A 22438-nucleotide genomic window follows, 5' to 3' on the forward strand; every position below is an offset into this window, starting at 1 on the left:
AAAAGAAGCGGAAAGGAAAAAAGGAAAACACTAAAAAATCCTTCTTTTTTAGAAGGTAAAGGAAAAATGCAAAGTTTTAGAACAGAAATAGAAAATCCTGTTGTTGAAAAAGACATTATTGAGTTAGCTAATAAAATTGAGCTATTTCACAACGGTAAAATTGATGAAGAGAAATTTAGAAGTCTTCGTTTAGCACGTGGTGTTTACGGTCAAAGACAAGAAGGGGTTCAAATGATTCGTATCAAAATCCCTTACGGTAAATTAAAGAGTAATCAATTACGTAGAATTTCTGAAGTGTCTGATGAATATTCAAGAGGTCGTTTACATATTACAACACGTCAAGATATTCAAATTCACTACGTAGATTTGAACAGAACACCAGAATTATGGGCAGAGTTAGAACGTGATGAGGTTACATTGCGAGAGGCTTGTGGTAATGTTGTTAGAAACGTAACTGCTTCTGAAACAGCTGGTATAGATGTTAATGAGCCATTTGATGTATCACCTTATGCTGATGCCTTATATAAGTTCTTTTTAAGAAACCCTATTTGTCAGGAAATGGGACGTAAATTTAAGGTGTCTTTTTCTTCTTCAGATGAAGATACGGGATTGTCTTATTTGCATGATATAGGATATATTGCTAAAGTAAAAGATGGTGTTCGCGGATTCAAAGTAATGGTAGCTGGTGGATTGGGTTCTCAACCACGTCATGCAGATGTTTTATATGATTTTGTTGAGACCGATAAAATCATTCCAATAATGGAAGGTGTTTTAAGAATTTTTGACCGACATGGAGAGCGTAAAAGTCGTGCAAAGGCAAGAATGAAATTCTTATTAAAAGATATAGGATTAGAAGCTTTTAAAGAATTAATTGAGCAAGAACAAGAGGCCATTGAATTTAAAAGTGTGGCAATTGATGCTGATACTTATGTTGCTTCAGAACCTATTTCAGTTGAAGCACCACAGGTTGAGATTAAAGATCAAGAGGCTTTTGATTTATGGAAATCAACAAACTTGATTCCTCAAAAGCAAGATGGCTATGTAGCAATAGGTATCAAAGTATTACTGGGTGATTTCTATACAGATAAAGCACGTTTGTTAGCAAATTTGGTGGATAACTATGCTGCTGGTGAAGTACGTTTAACATTACGTCAAAACATTGTAATTCCTTTTGTGAAAGAGGAGCTAGTACCGTTTTTCTATACTGAATTAGAAAAATTAGGTTTTGTAGAAGCTGGTTACAATAAAGCAGTTGATATTACAGCTTGTCCTGGTACAGATACTTGTAATTTGGGTATTGCTAGCAGTACTGGTATTTCGGAAGAGTTAGAAAGAGTTATCAAAACTGAATATCCACAATATTTAAAAAAGGAAGATTTAGTTATAAAAATTAGTGGTTGTATGAATGCCTGTGGACAACACAATATGGCTAATATTGGTTTCCAAGGAATGACAGTCCGTACACCAGATAAATTAGTGGCACCTGCTTTACAAGTATTATTAGGTGGCGGAAATCAAGGCAATGGAAATGCAACCTTTGCTGATAAAGTGGTGAAGGTTCCAAGTAGAAGAGGGCCTGAAGCTTTACGTAGAATTTTGAATGACTACCAAGCTAATGCAGATGGAAAACAGTTTGTAGAATATTACCAAGAGAAAGGAGAAAAGTATTTTTACGACTTCTTACAGGATTTACAAGATGCTACCAATTTAACAGAGTTAGACTTTATTGATTGGGGAGAAGAAGAAAAGTATGTTAAAGCTATAGGTGTTGGTGAATGTGCAGGTGTAGTGATTGATTTAATTGCAACATTATTCTTTGAAAGCGAAGAAAAAATTGAAAATGCTAAAGAATCTTTTGGAAATGAAGTGTACTCTGGAGCTATTTACTTAGCATATCAGTCTTTAGTAAACTCTGCAAAAGCATTGTTGTTAGCTGAGAATAAAAAGACAAATACACACGCAGGAATCATTTCTCAATTTGATGAGATTTTTGTTGAAGGAGGAAAAATTAATTTAGGAACATCGTTTTCAGAATTGATTTATGAAATCAATAAGAATGCGCCAACTAAAGAATTTGCAGAAAGTTATATAGCGAATTCAGAGAAGTTCTTGGCAGCGGTAAGAGAATTTAGAGAATTAGAGCAAGCTAAAACAGCTTAATAGAATTATAAAATGAGTTTAGTAACCCCAAAGTTAACTGTTGTAGGTGCTGGTCCTGGTGATGAGGATTTAATTACCCTTAAGGCAATTAAAGCTATTGAATCTGCCAGTGTTATTTTATACGATGCGCTTATAAACAAGAACTTACTTAAATATGCTTCAGCTAATGTGGAGCTTATTTTTGTTGGTAAACGTAAGGGGTGTTATGCATTTCAGCAGGAACAAATAAATGACTTGATTGTTACTAAGGCCAATGAAAAGGGACATGTAGTTAGATTAAAAGGAGGGGATCCGTTTATTTTTGGTAGAGGAGCAGAAGAGATAGACTATGTAAGACAGTTTGGTTTAGAAACATTTGTAGTGCCAGGGATATCATCGTCTATTGCGGTGCCAGCATATCAAGGTATTCCGTTAACTAAACGTGGTGCCTCAGAAAGTTTTTGGGTAATTACAGGAACAACAAAAAAGCACCAGTTATCAGGAGATGTTGCGTTAGCCGCAAAATCAACAGCTACGGTTGTGATTTTAATGGGGATGAGCAAACTTGGTGAAATTGTAAAGATTTTTTCAAACGAAAACAAACAAGACACACCAATTGCTATTATTCAAAATGGAACAAGAGATAATGAAAATGTAGGTATTGGTACAATTAAGACCATTCAATCTATTGTTGAAGAAAAGCAATTAGCAAACCCAGCAATAATTATTATTGGCGAGGTAGTAAAAGAAAGAGCTGTTTTAAGTTCAATTTACAGAGAAGTATCTGAACAATAAATTATGGAGAGAAATAATTTATATCCTATATTTCTTAAGGTAAAGCAGCTTAAGGTGTTAATAGTTGGTGGAGGTTATGTTGCTGAAGAGAAATTAACATTTTTGTTAAAGTCGAGTCCTGATGCTTGTGTAACAATGGTGTCACCAATGTTTAGAGAAGGTACAGTGTCTTTGGCTAAACAGGGTAATGTAAAGCTTGTAAAAACAAAGTATAAAAAACGTTTTTTAAAAGGTAGACATATTGTAGTAGCAACTACAGATAAACCTAAAGTAAACGAAAAAATATATAAACATTGTAGAAAACAAAGCGTTTTAGTAAATGTTGCTGATAACCCTCCTTTATGTGATTTTTATATGGGAGGTATTGTTACAAAAGGAAATGTAAAAGTGGCAATTAGTACAAACGGTAAGTCGCCTACAATGGCAAAAAGACTAAGGCAGTTTTTTGAGGAAGTTATTCCTGAAAATATTGATGATTTAGTTAAAAATTTAAATGAATATAGAAAAACTATAAAAGGTGATTTTGAAGAAAAGGTTGAAAAGCTAAACGAATTCACTAAAGGAATAATTGAAAATAAAGAATCAGAAAAATGATTAAGACAGATATAATAATTATAGGAGCGGGACCTACAGGATTATTTGCAGTATTTGAAGCAGGATTGTTAAAACTAAAGTGTCATTTAATAGATGCATTGCCACAACCAGGTGGTCAATGTTCAGAGTTATATCCTAAAAAACCTATTTACGATATTCCAGGATTTCCTGAGATTTTGGCTGGAGATTTAACAAGAAATTTGTTAGAGCAAGGGAAACAATTCGAACCTGGTTTTACTTTAGGTGAGCGTGCAGATACAGTTGAAAAACAAGAAGATGGTACTTTTATAGTTACAACCAATAAAGGGACAAAGCATCAAGCGCCTGTTGTTGCCATAGCTAGTGGGTTAGGAAGTTTTGAACCTAGAAAGCCTCAACTTGAGAATCTTTCTCTATTTGAAGATAAGGGTGTTGAGTATATGATAAAGGAACCGGAAATGTATCGCGATAAAAACGTAGTAATTGCTGGTGGTGGAGATTCTGCATTGGACTGGAGTATCTTTTTAGCAGACGTTGCAAAAAGTGTTACATTGGTACATAGACGTAATGAGTTTAGAGGGCATTTAGATTCTGTAGAGAAAGTGCAAGAGCTAAAGAATGATGGAAAAATTAATTTAATTACTCCTGCTGAAGTCACAAATATTTTAGGAGATGGAAAGGTAGAAGGTATTGAAATAACAAAGAAAGGCGAAGAACCTGTTGTTTTAGAAACAGACCATTTTATACCTTTATTTGGATTATCACCTAAATTAGGGCCAATTGCAAACTGGGGCTTAGAAATTGAGAAAAATGCAATTAAGGTTAATAATGCATTAGATTATCAAACTAATATACCAGGCATATTTGCTATTGGAGATGGTAATTACTATCCAGGAAAATTAAAGCTAATACTTTGCGGTTTTCATGAAGCCACAATAATGTGTCAAGCTGCGTATAAAATTATAAACCCAGGGAAGAAATTTGTTTTAAAATATACTACAGTTTCTGGTGTAGATGGGTTTGATGGAACACGAAAGGAAGCGCCAAAAGCAGTTGTACAAGCTATAAACTAAAGTTTGATTAAATAATCACTATTATAAAATCCTGCTAAGTTTATCTTAGCAGGATTTATTTTTTAAATCAATAGGTTTTATTGGTATAAGTTCTATTTTTATACCTTGAAATTCTTATAACACTTTAGAATCCAAAGAAATGAAAAGTTATAATGTTTGCTTAAAAGATACCGTTAAAACATTTACCAAAAGATTGTTTTATTCTTTGTTTGATTGTGATCAAGAAGAAGAGCATGGTGCGTATTTAGAAAAAACCTTTATTAAGGTACTTAAAAAGTTAGAAGTAGAAAATGCAGAACAAATCTGGTCTACCTTTAAAACTAATCTTCCAGAGATAAGAAGAAAGTTAGATTTAGATGCCATTGCTTTTGAAAACAATGATCCTGCATCTCATAGTTTAGAAGAAATTTATTTGGCATATCCTGGGTTTTATGCTATTTCAATATATCGTTTAAGTCATGCACTTTATAAGTTGAAAGTGCCAATTCTACCAAGAATGATGAGTGAGTATATTCATGGTATCACAGGAATAGATATTCATCCGGGAGCCACAATAGGAGATTCATTTTACATTGATCATGGTACAGGTATTGTTATTGGCGAAACATCAATTATCGGTAAAGGTGTGAAAATTTATCAAGGGGTGACTTTAGGAGGTATATCTGTTGCAAAAAGTCTTGCAAAGGTAAAACGACATCCAACTATTGAAGATAATGTTTGCATTTATGCCAATGCTACGGTATTAGGAGGTGATATTACAATAGGAGCCAATAGTGTTATTGGAGCTAATGTTTGGATTACAGAATCTGTTCCAGAAAATTCCTTAGTTACCTACAAAACAGAAATAAAAATTAGACCTAAAAAAAATGGCATTAAATAATACAATTATAGATTTTATTGGTAACACACCATTAGTAGATGCAAGTCATTTAGTGTCTAAAAAAGGTGTGAAACTCTTACTTAAATTAGAAGGTAATAACCCAGGGGGAAGTGTTAAAGACAGGCCTGCCTTTAATATGATTAACGAAGCACTTAAGCGTGGAGATCTAAAGAAAGGAGATACTTTAGTTGAGGCTACAAGTGGAAATACAGGAATTGCTTTGGCATTATTTGCTCAGGCTTTAGGGGTAAATATGGTAATAATAATGCCTGAAAATTCCACAATAGAACGTGTAAAAACGATGCGTGCATATGGGGCTGAGGTTATTTTAACATCTTCAGATGTAGGTATTGAAGGTGCCAGAGACTTGGCTTTTAAGCTTAGAGATGAAAAAGGTTATGTGCTTCTAAATCAATTTGGAAATGATGATAATTGGAAAGCGCATTACAAAACCACGGGGCCGGAGATTTGGAAGGATACAGAAGGTAAAATAACTCATTTTGTGTCAGCTATGGGTACCACAGGAACCATAATGGGGGTGTCAACTTATTTAAAAGAACAAAATAAAGAAGTTATTATAGTTGGTGCACAACCTGATGATAACTCAAGAATTCCAGGAATTCGTAAATGGCCTAAAGCATATCTTCCTGAATTTTTTGATAGAAGTAAGGTTGATGAAGTTATTGAGGTAACACAAGATGACGCTAAAATTACTACGCAACGTTTATCAAAGGAGGCAGGTGTTTTTGCAGGAATGAGTAGTGGAGGTTCTGTTTTTTGCGCGTTAAAAGTTGCGGAATCTATTAATGAAGGTATTGTAGTTGCGGTAATATGTGATAGAGGCGATAGGTATTTGTCCTCAGATTTGTTCGATTAATTGAGATTTAAATTAAATAGGATAACAAAAATATAGTTCCTATTTTTGAAAATAAGTACATTAATGTATTAGCGTTATTAGGAAAAATAGAGCTGCTATTTTTCACAATAATTTAAAAACAAAATAATATCAATGTCAAATATAAATAAAGCTTTAAAGGAAAGAATTTTAGTGCTAGATGGTGCTATGGGTACTATGTTACAAGCTTATAAATTCACGGAAGATGACTTTAGAGGAGAGCGCTTTAAGGATTATTCTGTACCATTACAGGGTAATAACGATTTGTTGTCAATTACCCAACCCAAAGCTATAAAAACTATACATGGAAAGTATTTTGAAGCGGGTGCAGATATTGTAGAGACTAATACATTCTCTGGGACAACAATAGCGATGGCTGATTATGAAATGGAGGATTTAGTTTATGAACTAAATTATGAGTCAGCTAAAATTGCCAGGGAAGTAGCAGATGAATTTACGGCAAAAGAGCCAAATAAGCCAAGGTTTGTAGCAGGGGCCATGGGGCCTACGAACCGTACCGCAAGTATGTCTCCAGATGTAAATGATCCTGGTTATAGAGCTGTGACATTTGACGAATTACGGATAGCCTATAAACAACAGGCTGAAGCGTTGGTTGATGGCGGAGTAGATATTTTATTAGTAGAAACAGTTTTTGATACTTTAAATGCCAAGGCGGCATTATTTGCTATAGAACAAATAAAAGAGGAAAGGGATATTGATATACCAATAATGTTAAGTGGTACTATTACAGATGCATCCGGTAGAACATTATCTGGTCAAACCGCTGAAGCATTTTTAGTTTCTGTATCTCATATTCCATTGCTTTCAATTGGATTTAATTGTGCTTTAGGTGCCAATTTATTACAACCACACCTAGAAGCCATAGCAAATAAAACAGATTTTGCTATTTCGGCTCATCCTAATGCAGGTTTACCAAATGCATTTGGAGAGTATGATGAAACTCCAGAAGAAATGGGCGTGCAAATTGAAGAGTATTTAAAAAAGAATTTAATAAATATTATTGGTGGATGTTGTGGTACAAGTCCTGGGCATATTAAGGTAATTGCTGAAATTGCAGCAAAGTATAAACCGCGTCAATATGCTGAACTAATTTCAGTATCTCAATAAGAGGTTAAAGTAGATGAAAGTTAAGCAAACAAAGTATATGAAGCTTTCTGGGTTAGAACCACTAATCCTAAATGAGAACAGTAATTTCATAAATATTGGTGAACGTACTAACGTTGCTGGTTCAAGAAAGTTTTTAAGATTAATTAAGGAAGAACAATTTGATGAGGCTTTAGATATTGCTAGACATCAAGTAGATGGAGGTGCGCAGATTATTGATATCAATATGGACGATGGTCTTATTGACGGTAAAGAAGCTATGGTGCGGTTTTTAAACCTTATAGCTGCAGAACCAGATATTTGTCGAGTGCCTATAATGATAGATTCTTCAAAATGGGAAATCATTGAAGCTGGACTTCAAGTTGTACAAGGAAAATGTGTAGTTAATTCAATTTCATTAAAAGAAGGTGAAGACAAATTTATTTGGGAAGCAAAACAAATAAAACGTTATGGTGCAGCGGTTATTGTTATGGCTTTTGATGAAGTTGGGCAAGCCGATAATTATGAGCGTAGAGTTGAGATAGCGAAACGCTCTTATGATGTTTTGGTTAATAAAGTAGGTTTTCCTTCTGAAGACATTATTTTCGATTTGAATATATTTCCTGTTGCTACTGGAATGGAAGAGCACCGTAAAAATGCTATTGATTTTATTGAAGCAACACGTTGGGTTAGAGAAAACCTGGAAAATGTTAGTGTTAGTGGAGGTGTGAGCAATGTGTCGTTTTCGTTTAGAGGAAACAATACGGTTCGTGAGGCTATGCACTCTGTGTTTTTATATTATGCAATTCAGGCAGGTATGAATATGGGTATTGTAAATCCTGCTATGCTAGAGGTTTATGATGATATTCCAAAAGATTTATTAGAGCATATTGAAGATGTTATTTTAGATAGACGTGATGATGCAACAGAACGTTTGTTAGACTTTGCCGAAACAGTTAAAGGTTCTAAAAAAGAGAAAACTGTAGACCTGTCTTGGAGAGAAAATCCATTACAAGACAGAATTACACATGCTTTGGTGAAAGGAATTGATGCTTATATAATTGAAGATGTAGAACAAGCACGTATAGAAGCTTCTAAACCTATTGAAGTGATTGAAGGTCATTTAATGATTGGAATGAATGTGGTTGGTGATTTGTTTGGTGAAGGAAAGATGTTTTTACCCCAAGTGGTAAAATCAGCAAGGGTGATGAAAAAAGCTGTGGGTTATTTAAATCCTTTTATTGAGGCGGAAAAATCAGATAAATCAGAGCCAGTTGGAAAAATATTAATGGCAACTGTAAAAGGGGATGTCCACGATATTGGTAAAAATATTGTAAGTGTGGTATTAGCATGTAATAACTACGAAATTGTAGATTTAGGTGTTATGGTGCCACCAGAAAAAATTATTGAAACAGCAATAGAAGAGCGAGTAGATGCCATTGGCTTGTCTGGTTTAATTACGCCTTCACTAGATGAAATGGTTTATTTAGCTAAAGAAATGCAACGTCAAGATTTTTCAATGCCATTATTAATTGGCGGTGCAACAACCTCTAAAGCACATACGGCTGTAAAAATTGATACGCAATATAAGAATGCAGTAGTTCATGTAAATGATGCTTCTAGGGCGGTAACAGTTGTTGGTGATTTGCTTAATAAGAAAACTTCAAATGAGTATGTTGCTAAAATGAAGAAGGATTATGATGAATTTAGAGAGAAGTTTTTAAAACGAGGTAAGGAGAAATCATATATTTCTATTGAAGAAGCAAGACGACGTAAATATAGTATAGATTGGGATGTCTCTGAAATTGTAAAACCAAAAGAATTGGGCATACAAGTTTTAAAACAATTAAGTTTAAAAGCGTTAGAGCCCTTTATAGATTGGAGTCCGTTTTTCAGAAGTTGGGATTTGCACGGTAAATACCCAAATATTTTAAATGATAATGTTGTTGGTGAACAAGCAACAATATTGTTTAATGATGCGCAAAACATGCTGAAGGAGATAATTGCTAAGCAGCTTTTAAAACCAAAAGCTGTATTTGGCTTATTTGAAGCCAATACCATTAATGATGATGATATTACGGTTAAGAAAAAAGGCAAAGAAATAGCAGTGTTTAGAACTTTGCGCCAACAGTTAAAAAAGCGTGAAGGTGTTCCAAATCATGCATTGGCAGATTTTATAGCGCCTGAAACTTCTGGTAAAACAGATTATATTGGGGCGTTTTGTGTTGGTATATTTGGCGCTCAAGAATTAGCAGATAGTTATAAAGCTAAAGATGATGATTATAATGCAATTATGGCTCAGGCTATTGCTGATCGTTTTGCAGAAGCTTTTGCTGAATATTTGCACAAACAAGTGAGAACCAAACATTGGGGCTATGCCGAAAATGAAGATTTAACAAATGATGAATTAATTAAAGAAACCTATAAGGGTATTCGTCCTGCACCAGGTTATCCAGCATGTCCGGACCATTTAGAAAAAGAAACTATTTGGGAACTATTAGATGTTGAAAAGATTATTGGTGTAACCTTAACTGAAAGTTTAGCCATGTGGCCTGCAGCAGCTGTGTCAGGATATTATTTTGGCAATCCAGAAGCTAAATATTTTGGTTTAGGGAAAATAACCGATGATCAGGTTGTTGATTATGCCAATAGAAAAGGTATAACCAAAGATAAAGCTAGAAAATGGCTACACGCTAATTTAGCTGAAGGATAAGAGATGAAATTTGTAGAATTAACTCTTGGAAACCATATGGTTTGTCATGGTTTTGATGAAAGTAATAACGAAATCACGGAGCATGTTAAGGTAGATGGATTTTCCAAAAAGCTAGTAGCCATATCACGTATAAAATCTGTTAGCGAGAAATATATTCTCATTGATTATTTAAATGGAAGATGGGTTTACTGGGAATATGAAGAAGATAATGAAACAGTAAAGATGGCTTTAACTCAGCAATAATTATAGAATATAGTGCATAAGATGTATAAATGTTAAACTTCTACCATAACATTTAAATAAGAATGTTAAATTTGTGAAAACCCTTACCAAATCTAAAAGAAATAAATGAAAGTAACAGACCATATTAAAGAAGCTAACGGCAAGACTTTGTTTTCGTTTGAAATTGTAACACCTGTAAAGGGCAAAAACATTCAAGATTTGTATAATAATATAGATCCTTTAATGGAATTTAACCCGCCGTTTATTGATGTAACAACTTCCAGAGAGGAATATGTTTATGTGGAAAAAGAAGGGTTGTTAGATAGAAAAACTATTCGAAAGCGTCCAGGAACTTTAGGAATTTCGGTGTCTTTAAAACATAAATACAATATAGATCCGGTACCGCATGTGTTATGCGGCGGTTTCACAAAGGAGGAAACAGAATATATGTTGGTAGATTGTCATTATTTAGAAATTGACAATGTAGTGGCGTTACGTGGTGATGCCATGAAGCACCAAAAGTATTTTGAGCCTACTAAAGGTGGTCACACCTATGCCTCTGAATTAGTTACTCAGATTTCTGATTTAAATAATGGTAAGTTTTTACACGAAGAAAACCCAACACAATTTAGAACAGATTTTTGTATTGGGGTTGCTGGATATCCTGAAAAGCATATGGAAGCACCATCTTTACAAACTGATTTAAAACGCTTAAAAGAAAAGGTTGATGCTGGTGCAGATTATGTGGTGACACAAATGTTTTTTGACAATTCTAAATACTTTGAATTTGTGAAATTGGCTAAAGAAAATGGTATTAATATTCCAATTATTCCAGGTATTAAGCCATTAGCTGTAAACCGTCATTTACAGCTTCTTCCACATGTGTTTAGTATAGATTTGCCTGAGACACTTATTAATGAGGTTGAAAAATGTAAAGACAATAAAGCTGTTAGGCAAGTAGGAATTGATTGGGCCATTCAACAATCTAAGGAATTGAAAGAATTTGGGGTACCAGTGTTACATTATTATTCTATGGGTAAAAGTGATAATGTAAAAGCAATTGCCTCGGCCTTATTTTAATTAGTTTTACTTTTGCGGTATAAGTTTACCCTTAATGAAGTTTTATTTAACCTGCTTTTTTAGCTTAATTTATAGTTTTTCTTTTGCTCAAGATAAGCAGTATTCGTCCTACTTTGATGTTAATTATTTTGGGGGTAATGTTGTACTACATAATTATGATATACTTCATTTAATTCAAGGTCATCCAGAAGGCATCATTGTAAGTTGGAATAAGAAAACTTTTGGGTATGAAAATTGGGAACAGCGTTTTAATTATCCTGATTATGGTGTTTCATTTGCATATCAAGACTTGAAAAATGATGTTTTAGGTGCCAATTATTCGTTGTATGCGCATTATAATTTTTATTTTTTAAAGAGAAATTTAATGTTACGTATAGGGCAAGGTTTAGCCTATACTACTAACCCATATCATAAAGAAGACAATTTTAGAAACGTTGCATTTGGTTCAAGTATTATGAGTAGTACATATGCCATGCTTAATTATAAAAAGGAGCGTGTATTTAATAGGTTTGGATTGCAAGGTGGTTTTTCTTTTATACATTATTCTAATGCTAATGTTAAAGCACCAAATACCAGTATTAATTCTTTAACTCTTAATTTTGGAATTACCTATAGTTTAGATGAGGTTAGCCCAGAGTATCAAAAAACACTTGCTGAAGATGATAAAAAATTCACTGAGCCATTTAAATACAATTTGGTTTTTAGAAGCGGTGTTAATGAAAGTGATATAATAAATAGTGGTCAATTTTCTTTTTATACTATTTCTGCCTATGCTGATAAACGTATAAATAGAAAAAGTGCAATACAACTTGGAGTTGATATGTTTTATTCAAATTTCTTAAAGGAATATATAAAATATAGATCGGTTGCTTTTCCAGATGAAGGAGTTTCCGGAGATGAAGATTATAAACGTATTGGAGTATATGCTGGTCATGAATTATTTGTTAATAGAATTAGTTTAATAGCTCAATTAGGGTATTATGTGTATTATCCATATGATTTTGAAGGACAAACCTATGTTCGCGTTGGAATGAAACGTTATTTTGGCAAAAAATGGTTTGGTGCACTTACGCTTAAATCACATGGTTTTAAAGCTGAGGCTGTTGAATTTGGTTTAGGTATTAGATTATAATCTGTTAAAAATGGAGCAAAGAGTTACTATAATCGGACTTGGAGTTAAGGATTTAAAGGCAGCTTCTGATTTTTATGAAAATAAGTTTGGCTGGAAGAAAATGAAATCAAGTAACAATGATATTGTGTTTTTTCAATTAAATGGTTTGTTGTTGTCATTATATCCTAGTGATAAGTTAGCTGAAGACGCTCATGTTAGTGCTGAAGGGGAAGGGTTTAAAAAGTTTACTTTAGCCTATAATACTAAAACAAAGCATGAAGTAGATGAACTGTTTAACGCTCTAGAAGGAAGAGGGGTTAAGGTTGTTAAAAAACCTGAAGAAGTTTTCTGGGGAGGCTATAGCGGTTATGTGGCAGATTTGGATGATAATCTTTGGGAGATAGCATTTAATCCGTTTTTGCCTTTAGATGATTGTGGAAATACTATAGAAGAATAGGCTTATGAAAAACTTGAAGGTTTTAATAATTGTTTTTTTATTTTTCAATTGTGATGATGAAAATGCTGTAGATTGTTTTAAAACATCTGGGGCTTTAATCCGGCAAGAGTTTCAGGTTGAGTCTTTTAATAAAATAAAGGTTAATAGAGATATTGAATTAATTCTTAAACAAGGAGAAACGCAAAAGATTGTTGTTGAAACTGGACTTAATTTAATTGATGAATTTTCACTAGAAGTTCTAGACAATCAATTAATATTAACCAATGACAATACTTGTAATTTTGTTAGAGATTATGGTGTGTCTAAAATTTATGTAACATCGCCTAATATTAAAGAAATTAGAAGTTCTACTCAGTATGATATTAGTTCTGAAGGCGTTTTAAACTATCCTAGCTTAACTATTTTATCTGAAGATTTCAATGATTCAGAATCATTTACTGTTGGAGATTTTAGGCTAAATATAAACTGTCAATCTTTTTGGGTTACATTTAATAGTTTATCTAATTGTTATATAAGTGGTAATACAAACACTTTAAATGTTTCCTTTTTTGCTGGTAATAGTCGTTTTGAAGGAGAAGGTTTAATAGCTCAAAATGTAAACATATCGCATCGTAGTTCTAATGATATTATTGTAAATCCGCAACAATCCATTCAAGGGATAATAAGAAGCACAGGTAATGTTATTTCAATAAATCAACCTCCTTCTATAGATGTAGAAGAACTTTATAAAGGACGATTAATTTTCAAATAAAGCTACCGATTGTTTTGCTATCTCCAATTCTTCATTAGTTGGAATTACAAATATCTTAACTTCAGATTCTTTTGTGTTAATTTCTCTTATACCACTGGATCTTACAGCATTTTTGGCATCGTCTAAATTAATTCCAAGATATTCTAAATTTGAGCAAACACGTTTACGCATAACATCTGAGTTTTCTCCAATACCAGCAGTAAATACTATAGCATCAAGCCCATTCATTATAGCCGCATAGCTACCAATGTATTTTTTAATTCGGTAGGCATTCATTTCTAAGGCTAAAATGCAATTTTTATTTCCTTTTTTTGCTTCTTCTTGAATCTCACGTAAATCACTAAAGCCAGTTAAACCAAGCATGCCGCTTTGTTTTTGAAGCATATTATTAATGTCTTCAAGCTTAAAACCATGTTGTTCCGCTAAATGGAAAATAATAGCAGGGTCAACATCGCCAGAGCGTGTGCCCATTATTAACCCACTAACAGGTGAAAACCCTAACGTATGGTCTATACTTTCACCATTTTTTACAGCAGTCATACTACAACCATTTCCTAAATGGATGGTTATTATTTTAGAATCTGGTTTACCTAAAGCTTCAATGGCTTTTTCAGATACATATTTATGGCTTGTACCATGAAAACCGTATAATCTAATATGATGTTGCTCTAAATATTTATTAGGAATAGCATATTTGTAGGCATGTTCTGGAATAGATTGGTGGAAAGCCGTATCAAAAACAGCTACTTGTTTTGCGTTTTTAAATATCTCTTCGGCTACTTCAATACCTTCTAAATTAGGAGGGTTGTGTAAAGGAGCTAATGATGATAATGCTTTTATTTTGTCTTTTACTTCTTTATTAATTACAGTAGTGTTACTAAAGTGTTTCCCTCCATGTACAACTCTGTGCCCAACAACAGCAATGTCGTCAGGAGATTTAATAACCCCTGTTTTTTCATCTAAAAGTTGTTTGGCTACTAATTCTAACCCCTGCTTATGATCTGCAATTGGTGTTATGTATTCTATGTTTTCTCCGCTGGAATTAAACTTAAATATTGCGTCTTCAAACCCTATTCGCTCTATTTGTCCAGAGCAAATAATAGTTTCTTCTGGCATAGAAAAAAGTTGAAATTTTAATGAAGAACTTCCTGAATTTAATACTAGTATTTGCATTGTTTATAATTCTTGAGCTTGAATTGCAGTTATTATTACGGTGCTGTAAATATCATCAGATGTACACCCTCTACTTAAATCATTAACAGGTTTGTTTAAACCTTGTAGCATTGGTCCAATGGCTAATGCCCCGGTTTCACGTTGTACAGCCTTGTAGGTGTTATTTCCAGTGTTTAAATCTGGGAAAATTAAAACGCTGGCTTGACCTGCTACTTCTGAATCTGGTAATTTGCTTTTTCCAATGCGTTTATCAACAGCCGCATCATATTGAATAGGTCCTTCAATTTTTAATTCTGGAGCTATGGTTTTAGCTAATTCAGTGGCTTTTCTAACCTTTTCTACATCTTCACCTTTTCCTGAAGATCCTGAAGAATAAGATAACATAGCTACCTTAGGTTCAACACCAAAATTCTTAGCTGTTTGCGCAGACGAAATAGCAATTTCTGCTAATTGTTCGGCATTAGGATTTGGGTTTATAGCACAATCACCAAAGATTGATACACGGTCTTCTAAGCACATAAAGAAAACTGAGGAAACAATATTGCAGCCCGGTTTTGTTTTTATGAACTGAAGTGCTGGGCGTAATGTGTGTTGTGTAGTATGTACTGCCCCTGATACCATACCATCAGCATGACCTTTGTAAATCATCATGGTTCCATAATAAGACACATCAGACATGGCATCTCTTGCCATATCTAAATTCACACCTTTATGTTTTCTTAACTCGTAAAATGTATTTACATAATCTTCAAAATGTTCTGATTCAGCAGGAGAAACTGTATTAATATTATCTAAATTCAATGGGATGTCATAACGCTCTATTCGGTCTTGTATTTTTTCTCGTTCACCAATCAAAGTGATGTCAACAACATGTGCGCTAACTAATCTAGCTGTGGCCCTCAATACACGTTCATCATAGCCTTCCGGGAGTACAATATGCTTTTTATCTTTCAGTGCACTTTGCAACAAATTATATTGGAACATTCTTGGAGTAAAAATATCCGATTGGAAAGTAATTAAACGGTCTGCCAACTTATCGGTGTCAACATGTTTTTCAAATGTTGATATTGATGTGGCTATTTTTTCCGAGTTTTCCGCATAAATTCTAGATTTTACTTTCCCAATAGCATTGGTAACATTAAAAGTTCCATCGTTTACACTTATAATAGGAACCACACTAGAGAGTCCTTCAATTAGTTTTAAGATAGAGTCTTCTGGAAGTAATCCTGCGGTAAGTACAATTCCCGAAATTTTTGGATAGTTTTTAGAAATGTGTGCTTGTAATGCGCCTAAAATGATGTCTGCTCTGTCTCCTGAAGTAATGACTAGGGAGCCGTCTTTCAACTTAGTAATATAATTTCTAAGTTGCATAGCGCCTACCCCAGAATTTAAAACTTGGTTATTGAGCATATCTTTTCCAAAAAGAACCTTAGCATCTAAAGCTTTAACAATTTCCTTTAAGGTTGGGTTGGCTAAGCTTTTTATTTTTGGAATTACAGTAATGTCTGGAGCAGAAGTTATACGTTTGATTAACTTTGGTTTTAAGCAATCTAGAAGTTCTTCATCAACTTTATTAATCATCATAGAAAGAACATCAACTTCTTCTTTAAAAGTATCGTAAGCCAATTGTGCGCTATCCAAAATTTCTTTTTTCTTTTTACCATCACCATGTAGAACAATGATAACTGGAAGGCCTAAATTTTTAGAAATAAGTAGGTTGATATCTAGTTCTAAGCTTGAGTTTTCATGTGAGAAGTCTGTGCCTTCAACTAAAACTAAATCGAAACGTTCTTCTAAAACTTTATACTTTTTGATGATTTCATCTATAACATCACCAGATTTACCTTGATTGTACAAATCTAAAACTTGACTTCTAGTGAAAGCGAATGTTTTTTTGTAGTTGATATCAATATCGAAATAAGATATAACGGTATTGATATGGTTATCCATTTCGCCTGCTTCAACATCCTCAATAATTGGTCTAAAGTATCCTACTTTGGCTGTTTTACCTAAAAGCATACGCATTAAACCTAGAACTACTACAGATTTACCACTATTAGGTTCTATAGTAGCCACATAAATTCCTTTGCTCATTTTACCTGTTTGTTATAATGCTAAAATACTATAAAACTTCTACAGAATTATATCTCTTCAAGCATTTCATGTTAAATTATAATGGGCAAAATTAACACCCAATTATTGTTGTAAAGATGATTTTTGTCATAAAGAGTTAGGTTGGTTAACCAATTTAAGCAAAATTAGTTTTTTTACAGTAGTTTTTATAAAATATGCAAAATAAGAGTATTATTTAATCATATTTATAATTTGGTTAGTTCTATAAATAAACTTTCTAAACTTGCATTTTTTTGATTTAATTGAAGAATTTTAAGTTGGTTATCATGTGCAAAATCAAAGACGTAAGACCGCATGTCTTCAGAAGTAGTAAATGTTATTTCATAAACAAATCCGTGAGTGTTAATTACAGATTTGACATTAGGAAGTTTTTTTAAAAAAGCATCCTCAATACGATAATCAAATTCTACTATTACGGTTTGTTCCTTTTTATCCCTAAGTTCAGATAGCTTTTTATCTGCAACTATTTCACCTTTATTGATTATAATAACTCTGTCACACATGGCTTCAACCTCCTGCATTATATGAGTAGAAAGAAAAACTGTTTTAGTTTGGCCAATAGATTTTATGAGATTTCTAATATCAACTAATTGATTAGGATCTAATCCAGTAGTAGGTTCATCTAAAATTAAAACTTCAGGATCATGTAATAATGCTGTGGCTAATCCTACTCTTTGACGATAACCCTTTGAAAGTTGTCCTATTTTCTTTTTAACCTCGGGAGTTAATCCTGTGAGTTCAATAACTTCATTAATACGCTGTTTAGATACCTTATAAATATTGGCATTAAAGGTTAAATATTCCTTAACAAACATGTCTAGATACAATGGGTTATGTTCGGGCAAATAACCAACACTTTGTTGAACTTTTTGTTTATCACTTTTAATATTTAAATTATTAACCTTGGCAGCTCCATTCGATGGTTTTAAGTAGGTGGTTAAAATTTTCATCATAGTAGATTTACCAGCACCATTAGGTCCTAAAAAACCAACAACCTCAGGTTTGTCAACCTTAAATGAAACATTGTTTAAGGCTTTCTGGCTACCATAAAGTTTTAAAATAGAATCTACTTCTAAAGACATGCTTAAAAAATTTATTCAAAAATAAATGATTATATAATGTAATCTTAGTTTTGCTGTAAAATCTTTAAAACTTTAAAAAAAAATTCAAAAAACTAATTATACAATTTTGATTTCTTAAAATATTAACTACTTTAGCCGCTGTAATTATGAGAACAACAGTGGTTTATAGATATTTTAGCTTTTATTACTTCTTTTTTAGTTAAAGGGGCGAGGCATTATATGTATAAATTAGAACAATAAATTTAAATATAAGTCTCGGTGAAAATCGAGACTTTTTTTTATGATTAAAACGGTAGCAATACAAGGCGTTAAAGGATCTTTTCATCACATTGTATCACAGCAATATTTTGATAAGGCAGTTCATAATATTGAATGTTTAACATTTGATGAGGTGGTAGATTCTTTAATTTCAGAGGAATCTGATGCTGCTATTATGGCGTTAGAGAATTCAATTGCGGGTTCTATTATTCCTAATTATGCTTTAATTGATAAGTATGGTTTGCATATAGTTGGAGAACATTATGTTGATGTTCAGCATAATTTAATGGTCCTACCGGGACAAAGTATTGAAGATATAAAGGAAGTGTATTCGCATCCAATGGCATTATTGCAATGTAAAGAGTTTTTTAAAGAATTCCCGCATATTAAGCTGGTAGAAGATAAAGATACGGCTGAAGTAGCTCAGCGTATTCATGAAAATCAACTTAATGGTATAGGAGCGATAGCTAGTGTCTTAGCTGCGGAAATATTTGAGTTAGAAATTTTAGGGCGAAGTATTCAAACTATTAAGCATAATGAAACTCGTTTTGCAATAGTTAAGCGTACTAATTCTGAAGTTCCGCAAAACGAAATTAATAAGGCGTCTATTAAATTTGAGGCTAACCATAAAAGAGGAAGTTTAGCAACTATACTTAATGTTATGAGTGATTGTAAGTTGAATTTAACCAAAATTCAATCCTTGCCAATTATTGAGACACCATGGAAGTATGCCTTCTTTGTTGATATTACATTTGATGATTACAGCAATTTTCAAAAGGCAAAATCCATTATAGAAATAATGGGTGAAGGTTTTAAGGTTTTGGGTGAATATAAAAACGCAAAATTATGATTGAAGTAGCTAAAAGATTGCATACTGTTGAAGAGTACTACTTCTCTAGAAAGTTAAGAGAGGTAAATGCAATGATTGCTGAGGGTAAGCCAGTAATTAATTTAGGTATTGGTAGTCCAGATATGCAGCCGCCTCAAAAAGTAATTGAGGCAATTAGCAGTAGTTTGAATGATGTTAATGCGCATAAATATCAAAGTTACCAAGGTTTGCCTGAATTACGTGGAGCTATAGCTTCATTTTATAAAGAGCATTTCTCGGTGCGTTTAAATCCTGCAACAGAGATTTTACCATTAATGGGCAGTAAGGAGGGAATCATGCATATTTCTATGGCATATCTGAACAAAGGTGATGAGGTTCTGATTCCAAACCCTGGTTATCCAACATATCAGTCTGTAACAAGGTTAGTTGAAGCTAATCCTGTTTTTTATAAGTTAGATGCATCTAATAATTGGTTACCAGATATTAGTGCTTTAGAAAAGTTAGATTTAAGTAAGGTTAAATTGATGTGGGTTAATTATCCGCACATGCCAACTGGCGCACAACCTTCTGAAATAGTTTTTAGAAGTTTGATTGATTTTGCTAAAAGACATGATATATTAATAGTTAATGATAATCCTTACAGTTTTGTTTTAAACAATAACCCAACAAGTATTTTAAATATTGATGGAGCTAAAGATGTTTGTTTAGAGTTAAATTCTTTAAGTAAAACATTCAATATGGCAGGATGGCGTGTTGGAATGGTTATGGGAAATAGTGCGCTTATAAGTAATGTCCTGAAAGTGAAAAGTAATATGGACTCAGGAATGTTTTATGGCATTCAAAAGGGAGCTATTGAAGCTTTAAAGTGCTCAAAGATGTGGTATGTTACTTTAAATAGTGTTTATAAAAGGAGGAGAGATTTAGTCTGGCAACTAGCAGATGTGCTAAATTGTACTTATGATAGAGAGGCTACAGGTATGTTTGTGTGGGCTAAATTATCGTCAAATTTAAAATCGGAAGCGTTTATAGATAAAATATTGGTGGAGAATAATGTTTTCATTACTCCCGGGACCATTTTTGGAAGTCAAGGAGAAGGTTATATTAGGTTTTCACTTTGCGCCAATACAGAAGATTTAGAAGAAGCTATTGCAAGAGTAAAGTAGGATGAAGAATATTTATTTCATAGGTGTTGGTTTAATAGGGGGTAGTCTTGCTAAAGATATCAAGAAGCATGATCCTAATGTGGTGCTTCATGGTATTAGTAGAAAGGAGGCCACTTTAGAACAAGCGTTATCACTAGGTTTAATTGATAAAAAAGCTACTTTAGATGATATTGAACATGCAGATATGGTTATTGTTTCCATTCCGGTAGATGCTACTGTAAAATTATTGCCTTCTATTTTAGATAAAGTTTCAGATAACGGGTTGGTTATAGATGCAGGTTCAACCAAAGAAGCAATTTGCAAAGTAGTAGAAAATCATCCAAAAAGGAGAAATTTTTTAGCAGCACACCCTATTGCAGGTACAGAGCATTCAGGTCCTAGTGCAGCTATAAGTGGCTTGTTTGAAGGTAAAACCAATATTATTTGTGAAGTTGAAAAAACCGCCTTTAAGCTACAGGAAAAAGCTCTAGATATTTTTAAAGCTATTGGGATGCGTATTCGATACATGAATCCTGAAGCTCATGATAAACATATTGCTTATGTGTCGCATTTATCGCATATAAGTTCATTTATGTTGGGTAAAACTGTAATAGAAAAAGAAAAGAACGAACGTGATATTTTTGATATGGCGGGTAGTGGATTTGCTTCAACAGTAAGGCTTGCCAAAAGTTCACCAGAAATGTGGACACCTATATTTAAACAGAATAAAGATAATGTAATTGAAACATTAGAAGAGTACATAAATAACCTCTCTCATTTTAAAGAGTTAATGAAACAGAATGATTTTGAAGCTATTTTTGATGAGATGAAAAACACAAATCATATAAAAGACATATTAAACGGAATTAGTTAAGAGTAAAAATTATGGAAAACAAAAAAGAAATGAGAGCCTGGTTAGATGATTTAGGACTAGATCATCCATTGGTAGTTGCAGGACCTTGTAGTGCTGAAACAGAGGAGCAAGTTTTAAAAATAGCGCATGAGCTAAAAGATACTGACGTTACTTATTTTAGAGCTGGTATTTGGAAACCTAGAACTAGACCAGGTAATTTTGAAGGTGTTGGAGCTTTAGGGTTAAAGTGGTTACAAAAGGTGAAAGAAGAAACGGGAATGAAAGTTTGTACTGAAGTAGCAAATGCTGCTCATGTAAAATTAGCTTTAGAGTATGATATAGATATGTTATGGATTGGAGCACGTTCTACGGTTTCTCCTTTTATAATGCAAGAAATTGCAGATGCTTTAGATGGAACCGATAAACCAGTATTAATTAAAAACCCTGTTAACCCAGATTTATCATTATGGTTAGGAGGAATAGAAAGAATATACAGTTCAGGTGTTAAAAATATTGGTGCTATACATAGAGGATTTTCTACTTATGAAAAAACAAAATACAGAAACAACCCTAACTGGCAAATGGCAATTGAGTTTCAAAATAAATTTCCAGATATTCCTTTAATTAATGATCCATCTCATATTACAGGTAAAAGAGATATGGTTTTTGATGTATCTCAGGTAGCTTTAGACTTAAACTTTGATGGGTTAATGATTGAAACGCATTATGATCCGGATAATGCATGGAGTGATGCGGCTCAACAGGTAACGCCATCTACTTTAGTGCAAATAATGCGTGATTTAAAAGTAAAAAAAGAAATAGATCCTGATGCAGAATATACCAGTAAACTTGATAATTTAAGAGCTCAGATTGATGTTGTGGATCATGAAATTATTGAATTATTAGGAAAACGTATGGTGGTTTCTGATGGTATTGGTAAACTTAAAAAAGAAAAGAATCTTGCTGTTTTACAGAGCAAGCGTTGGAATGAGATTTTAGGTAGAATGGTACTTGAAGGACAAGAGCATGGTTTAAGTGAAGAGTTTATTTTGAAGATGTTTAAAGCTGTTCATCAAGAATCTATTAATCACCAAGAAAAGGTTATTAATGGATAATAGGAATAATTAAATAAAAAAAGCCTCACTATTTGTGAGGCTTTTTTTATTTATAGAAGT

General features: G+C 33.1%; 20 protein-coding genes. 17 read left to right on the forward strand and 3 right to left on the reverse strand.

Annotation, left to right across the window (positions count from 1 at the left end; all coding sequences use genetic code 11):
* Nucleotides 1-66 precede the first annotated feature (66 nt).
* The 13 genes from N1F78_RS08480 (at nucleotide 67) to N1F78_RS08540 (ending at nucleotide 13793) form a co-directional block, all read left to right on the forward strand.
* Complete coding sequence (locus N1F78_RS08480) at nucleotides 67-2160, forward strand: HEPN domain-containing protein (RefSeq protein WP_406682728.1); 2094 nt, start codon at nucleotides 67-69, stop codon at nucleotides 2158-2160.
* Between the two features lie 12 nt (nucleotides 2161-2172).
* Nucleotides 2173-2934: a uroporphyrinogen-III C-methyltransferase gene (gene cobA, locus N1F78_RS08485; RefSeq protein WP_406682729.1), complete on the forward strand. Its 762-nt coding sequence runs from the start codon at nucleotides 2173-2175 to the stop codon at nucleotides 2932-2934.
* A 3-nt stretch (nucleotides 2935-2937) separates the two neighbouring features.
* Nucleotides 2938-3528, forward strand: a complete 591-nt coding sequence (locus N1F78_RS08490) for a bifunctional precorrin-2 dehydrogenase/sirohydrochlorin ferrochelatase (RefSeq protein WP_406682730.1) — start codon at nucleotides 2938-2940, stop codon at nucleotides 3526-3528.
* Nucleotides 3525-4580: an NAD(P)/FAD-dependent oxidoreductase gene (locus tag N1F78_RS08495; protein ID WP_406682731.1), complete on the forward strand. Its 1056-nt coding sequence runs from the start codon at nucleotides 3525-3527 to the stop codon at nucleotides 4578-4580. The genes N1F78_RS08490 and N1F78_RS08495 overlap by 4 nt, the downstream gene beginning before the upstream one ends.
* Before the next feature lie 139 nt (nucleotides 4581-4719).
* On the forward strand, nucleotides 4720-5460 hold the full coding sequence (gene epsC / locus N1F78_RS08500; protein ID WP_406682732.1) for a serine O-acetyltransferase EpsC: 741 nt from the start codon (nucleotides 4720-4722) through the stop codon (nucleotides 5458-5460).
* Nucleotides 5447-6337, forward strand: coding sequence for a cysteine synthase CysM (gene cysM / locus N1F78_RS08505; RefSeq protein WP_406682733.1), 891 nt, complete (start codon nucleotides 5447-5449; stop codon nucleotides 6335-6337). The genes epsC and cysM overlap by 14 nt, the downstream gene beginning before the upstream one ends.
* A 132-nt stretch (nucleotides 6338-6469) precedes the next feature.
* Entirely contained in the window at nucleotides 6470-7483 is a 1014-nt protein-coding gene (locus N1F78_RS08510; protein WP_406682734.1) for a homocysteine S-methyltransferase family protein, read from the forward strand.
* Between the two features lie 13 nt (nucleotides 7484-7496).
* Nucleotides 7497-10172: a methionine synthase gene (gene metH, locus N1F78_RS08515; RefSeq protein WP_406682735.1), complete on the forward strand. Its 2676-nt coding sequence runs from the start codon at nucleotides 7497-7499 to the stop codon at nucleotides 10170-10172.
* Nucleotides 10173-10175: 3 nt separating this feature from the next.
* Complete coding sequence (locus N1F78_RS08520) at nucleotides 10176-10415, forward strand: hypothetical protein (RefSeq protein ID WP_406682736.1); 240 nt, start codon at nucleotides 10176-10178, stop codon at nucleotides 10413-10415.
* Nucleotides 10416-10520: 105 nt separating this feature from the next.
* The gene (locus N1F78_RS08525; RefSeq protein WP_406682737.1) at nucleotides 10521-11474 is read left to right on the forward strand and encodes a methylenetetrahydrofolate reductase; all 954 of its coding nucleotides are present in this window, start codon (nucleotides 10521-10523) and stop codon (nucleotides 11472-11474) included.
* Between the two features lie 34 nt (nucleotides 11475-11508).
* Nucleotides 11509-12606 (forward strand): acyloxyacyl hydrolase, encoded by a 1098-nt coding sequence (locus N1F78_RS08530; RefSeq protein WP_406682738.1) that lies wholly within the window; start codon nucleotides 11509-11511, stop codon nucleotides 12604-12606.
* A 10-nt stretch (nucleotides 12607-12616) separates the two neighbouring features.
* Complete coding sequence (locus N1F78_RS08535) at nucleotides 12617-13042, forward strand: VOC family protein (protein WP_406682739.1); 426 nt, start codon at nucleotides 12617-12619, stop codon at nucleotides 13040-13042.
* Between the two features lie 4 nt (nucleotides 13043-13046).
* Entirely contained in the window at nucleotides 13047-13793 is a 747-nt protein-coding gene (locus N1F78_RS08540) for a head GIN domain-containing protein (RefSeq protein ID WP_406682740.1), read from the forward strand.
* On the opposite strand, the gene N1F78_RS08545 is transcribed toward N1F78_RS08540, so the two are convergent.
* The 3 genes from N1F78_RS08545 to gldA form a co-directional block, all read right to left on the reverse strand.
* Nucleotides 13779-14966 carry an acetate/propionate family kinase gene (locus N1F78_RS08545; RefSeq protein ID WP_406682741.1) on the reverse strand — a complete coding sequence of 396 codons (1188 nt, stop codon included), beginning with the start codon at nucleotides 14964-14966 and terminating at the stop codon, nucleotides 13779-13781. The genes N1F78_RS08540 and N1F78_RS08545 overlap by 15 nt on opposite strands.
* Before the next feature lie 3 nt (nucleotides 14967-14969).
* The gene (gene pta, locus N1F78_RS08550) at nucleotides 14970-17060 is read right to left on the reverse strand and encodes a phosphate acetyltransferase (RefSeq protein ID WP_406682742.1); all 2091 of its coding nucleotides are present in this window, start codon (nucleotides 17058-17060) and stop codon (nucleotides 14970-14972) included.
* A 224-nt stretch (nucleotides 17061-17284) separates the two neighbouring features.
* A complete protein-coding gene (gldA, locus tag N1F78_RS08555; protein WP_406682743.1) occupies nucleotides 17285-18181 on the reverse strand; it encodes a gliding motility-associated ABC transporter ATP-binding subunit GldA in 897 nt (298 codons plus the stop codon).
* A 280-nt stretch (nucleotides 18182-18461) separates the two neighbouring features.
* On the opposite strand from gldA, the gene N1F78_RS08560 reads away from it, so the two are divergent.
* Genes N1F78_RS08560 through N1F78_RS08575 form a run of 4 tightly spaced genes read left to right on the forward strand, consistent with a single transcriptional unit; the run spans nucleotide 18462 to nucleotide 22378 of the window.
* Nucleotides 18462-19289 (forward strand): prephenate dehydratase, encoded by an 828-nt coding sequence (locus tag N1F78_RS08560; protein ID WP_406682744.1) that lies wholly within the window; start codon nucleotides 18462-18464, stop codon nucleotides 19287-19289.
* Nucleotides 19286-20431, forward strand: coding sequence for a pyridoxal phosphate-dependent aminotransferase (locus N1F78_RS08565; RefSeq protein WP_406682745.1), 1146 nt, complete (start codon nucleotides 19286-19288; stop codon nucleotides 20429-20431). Before N1F78_RS08560 ends, N1F78_RS08565 begins: the two co-directional genes overlap by 4 nt.
* Before the next feature lies 1 nt (nucleotide 20432).
* Nucleotides 20433-21284 (forward strand): prephenate dehydrogenase, encoded by an 852-nt coding sequence (locus tag N1F78_RS08570; protein WP_406682746.1) that lies wholly within the window; start codon nucleotides 20433-20435, stop codon nucleotides 21282-21284.
* 11 nt (nucleotides 21285-21295) lie between these two features.
* Nucleotides 21296-22378, forward strand: a complete 1083-nt coding sequence (locus N1F78_RS08575) for a chorismate mutase (protein ID WP_406682747.1) — start codon at nucleotides 21296-21298, stop codon at nucleotides 22376-22378.
* The last annotated feature ends 60 nt before the right edge of the window (nucleotides 22379-22438 follow it).

Source organism: Seonamhaeicola sp. MEBiC01930 (assembly GCF_045277075.1).
GTDB lineage: Bacteria > Bacteroidota > Bacteroidia > Flavobacteriales > Flavobacteriaceae > Seonamhaeicola.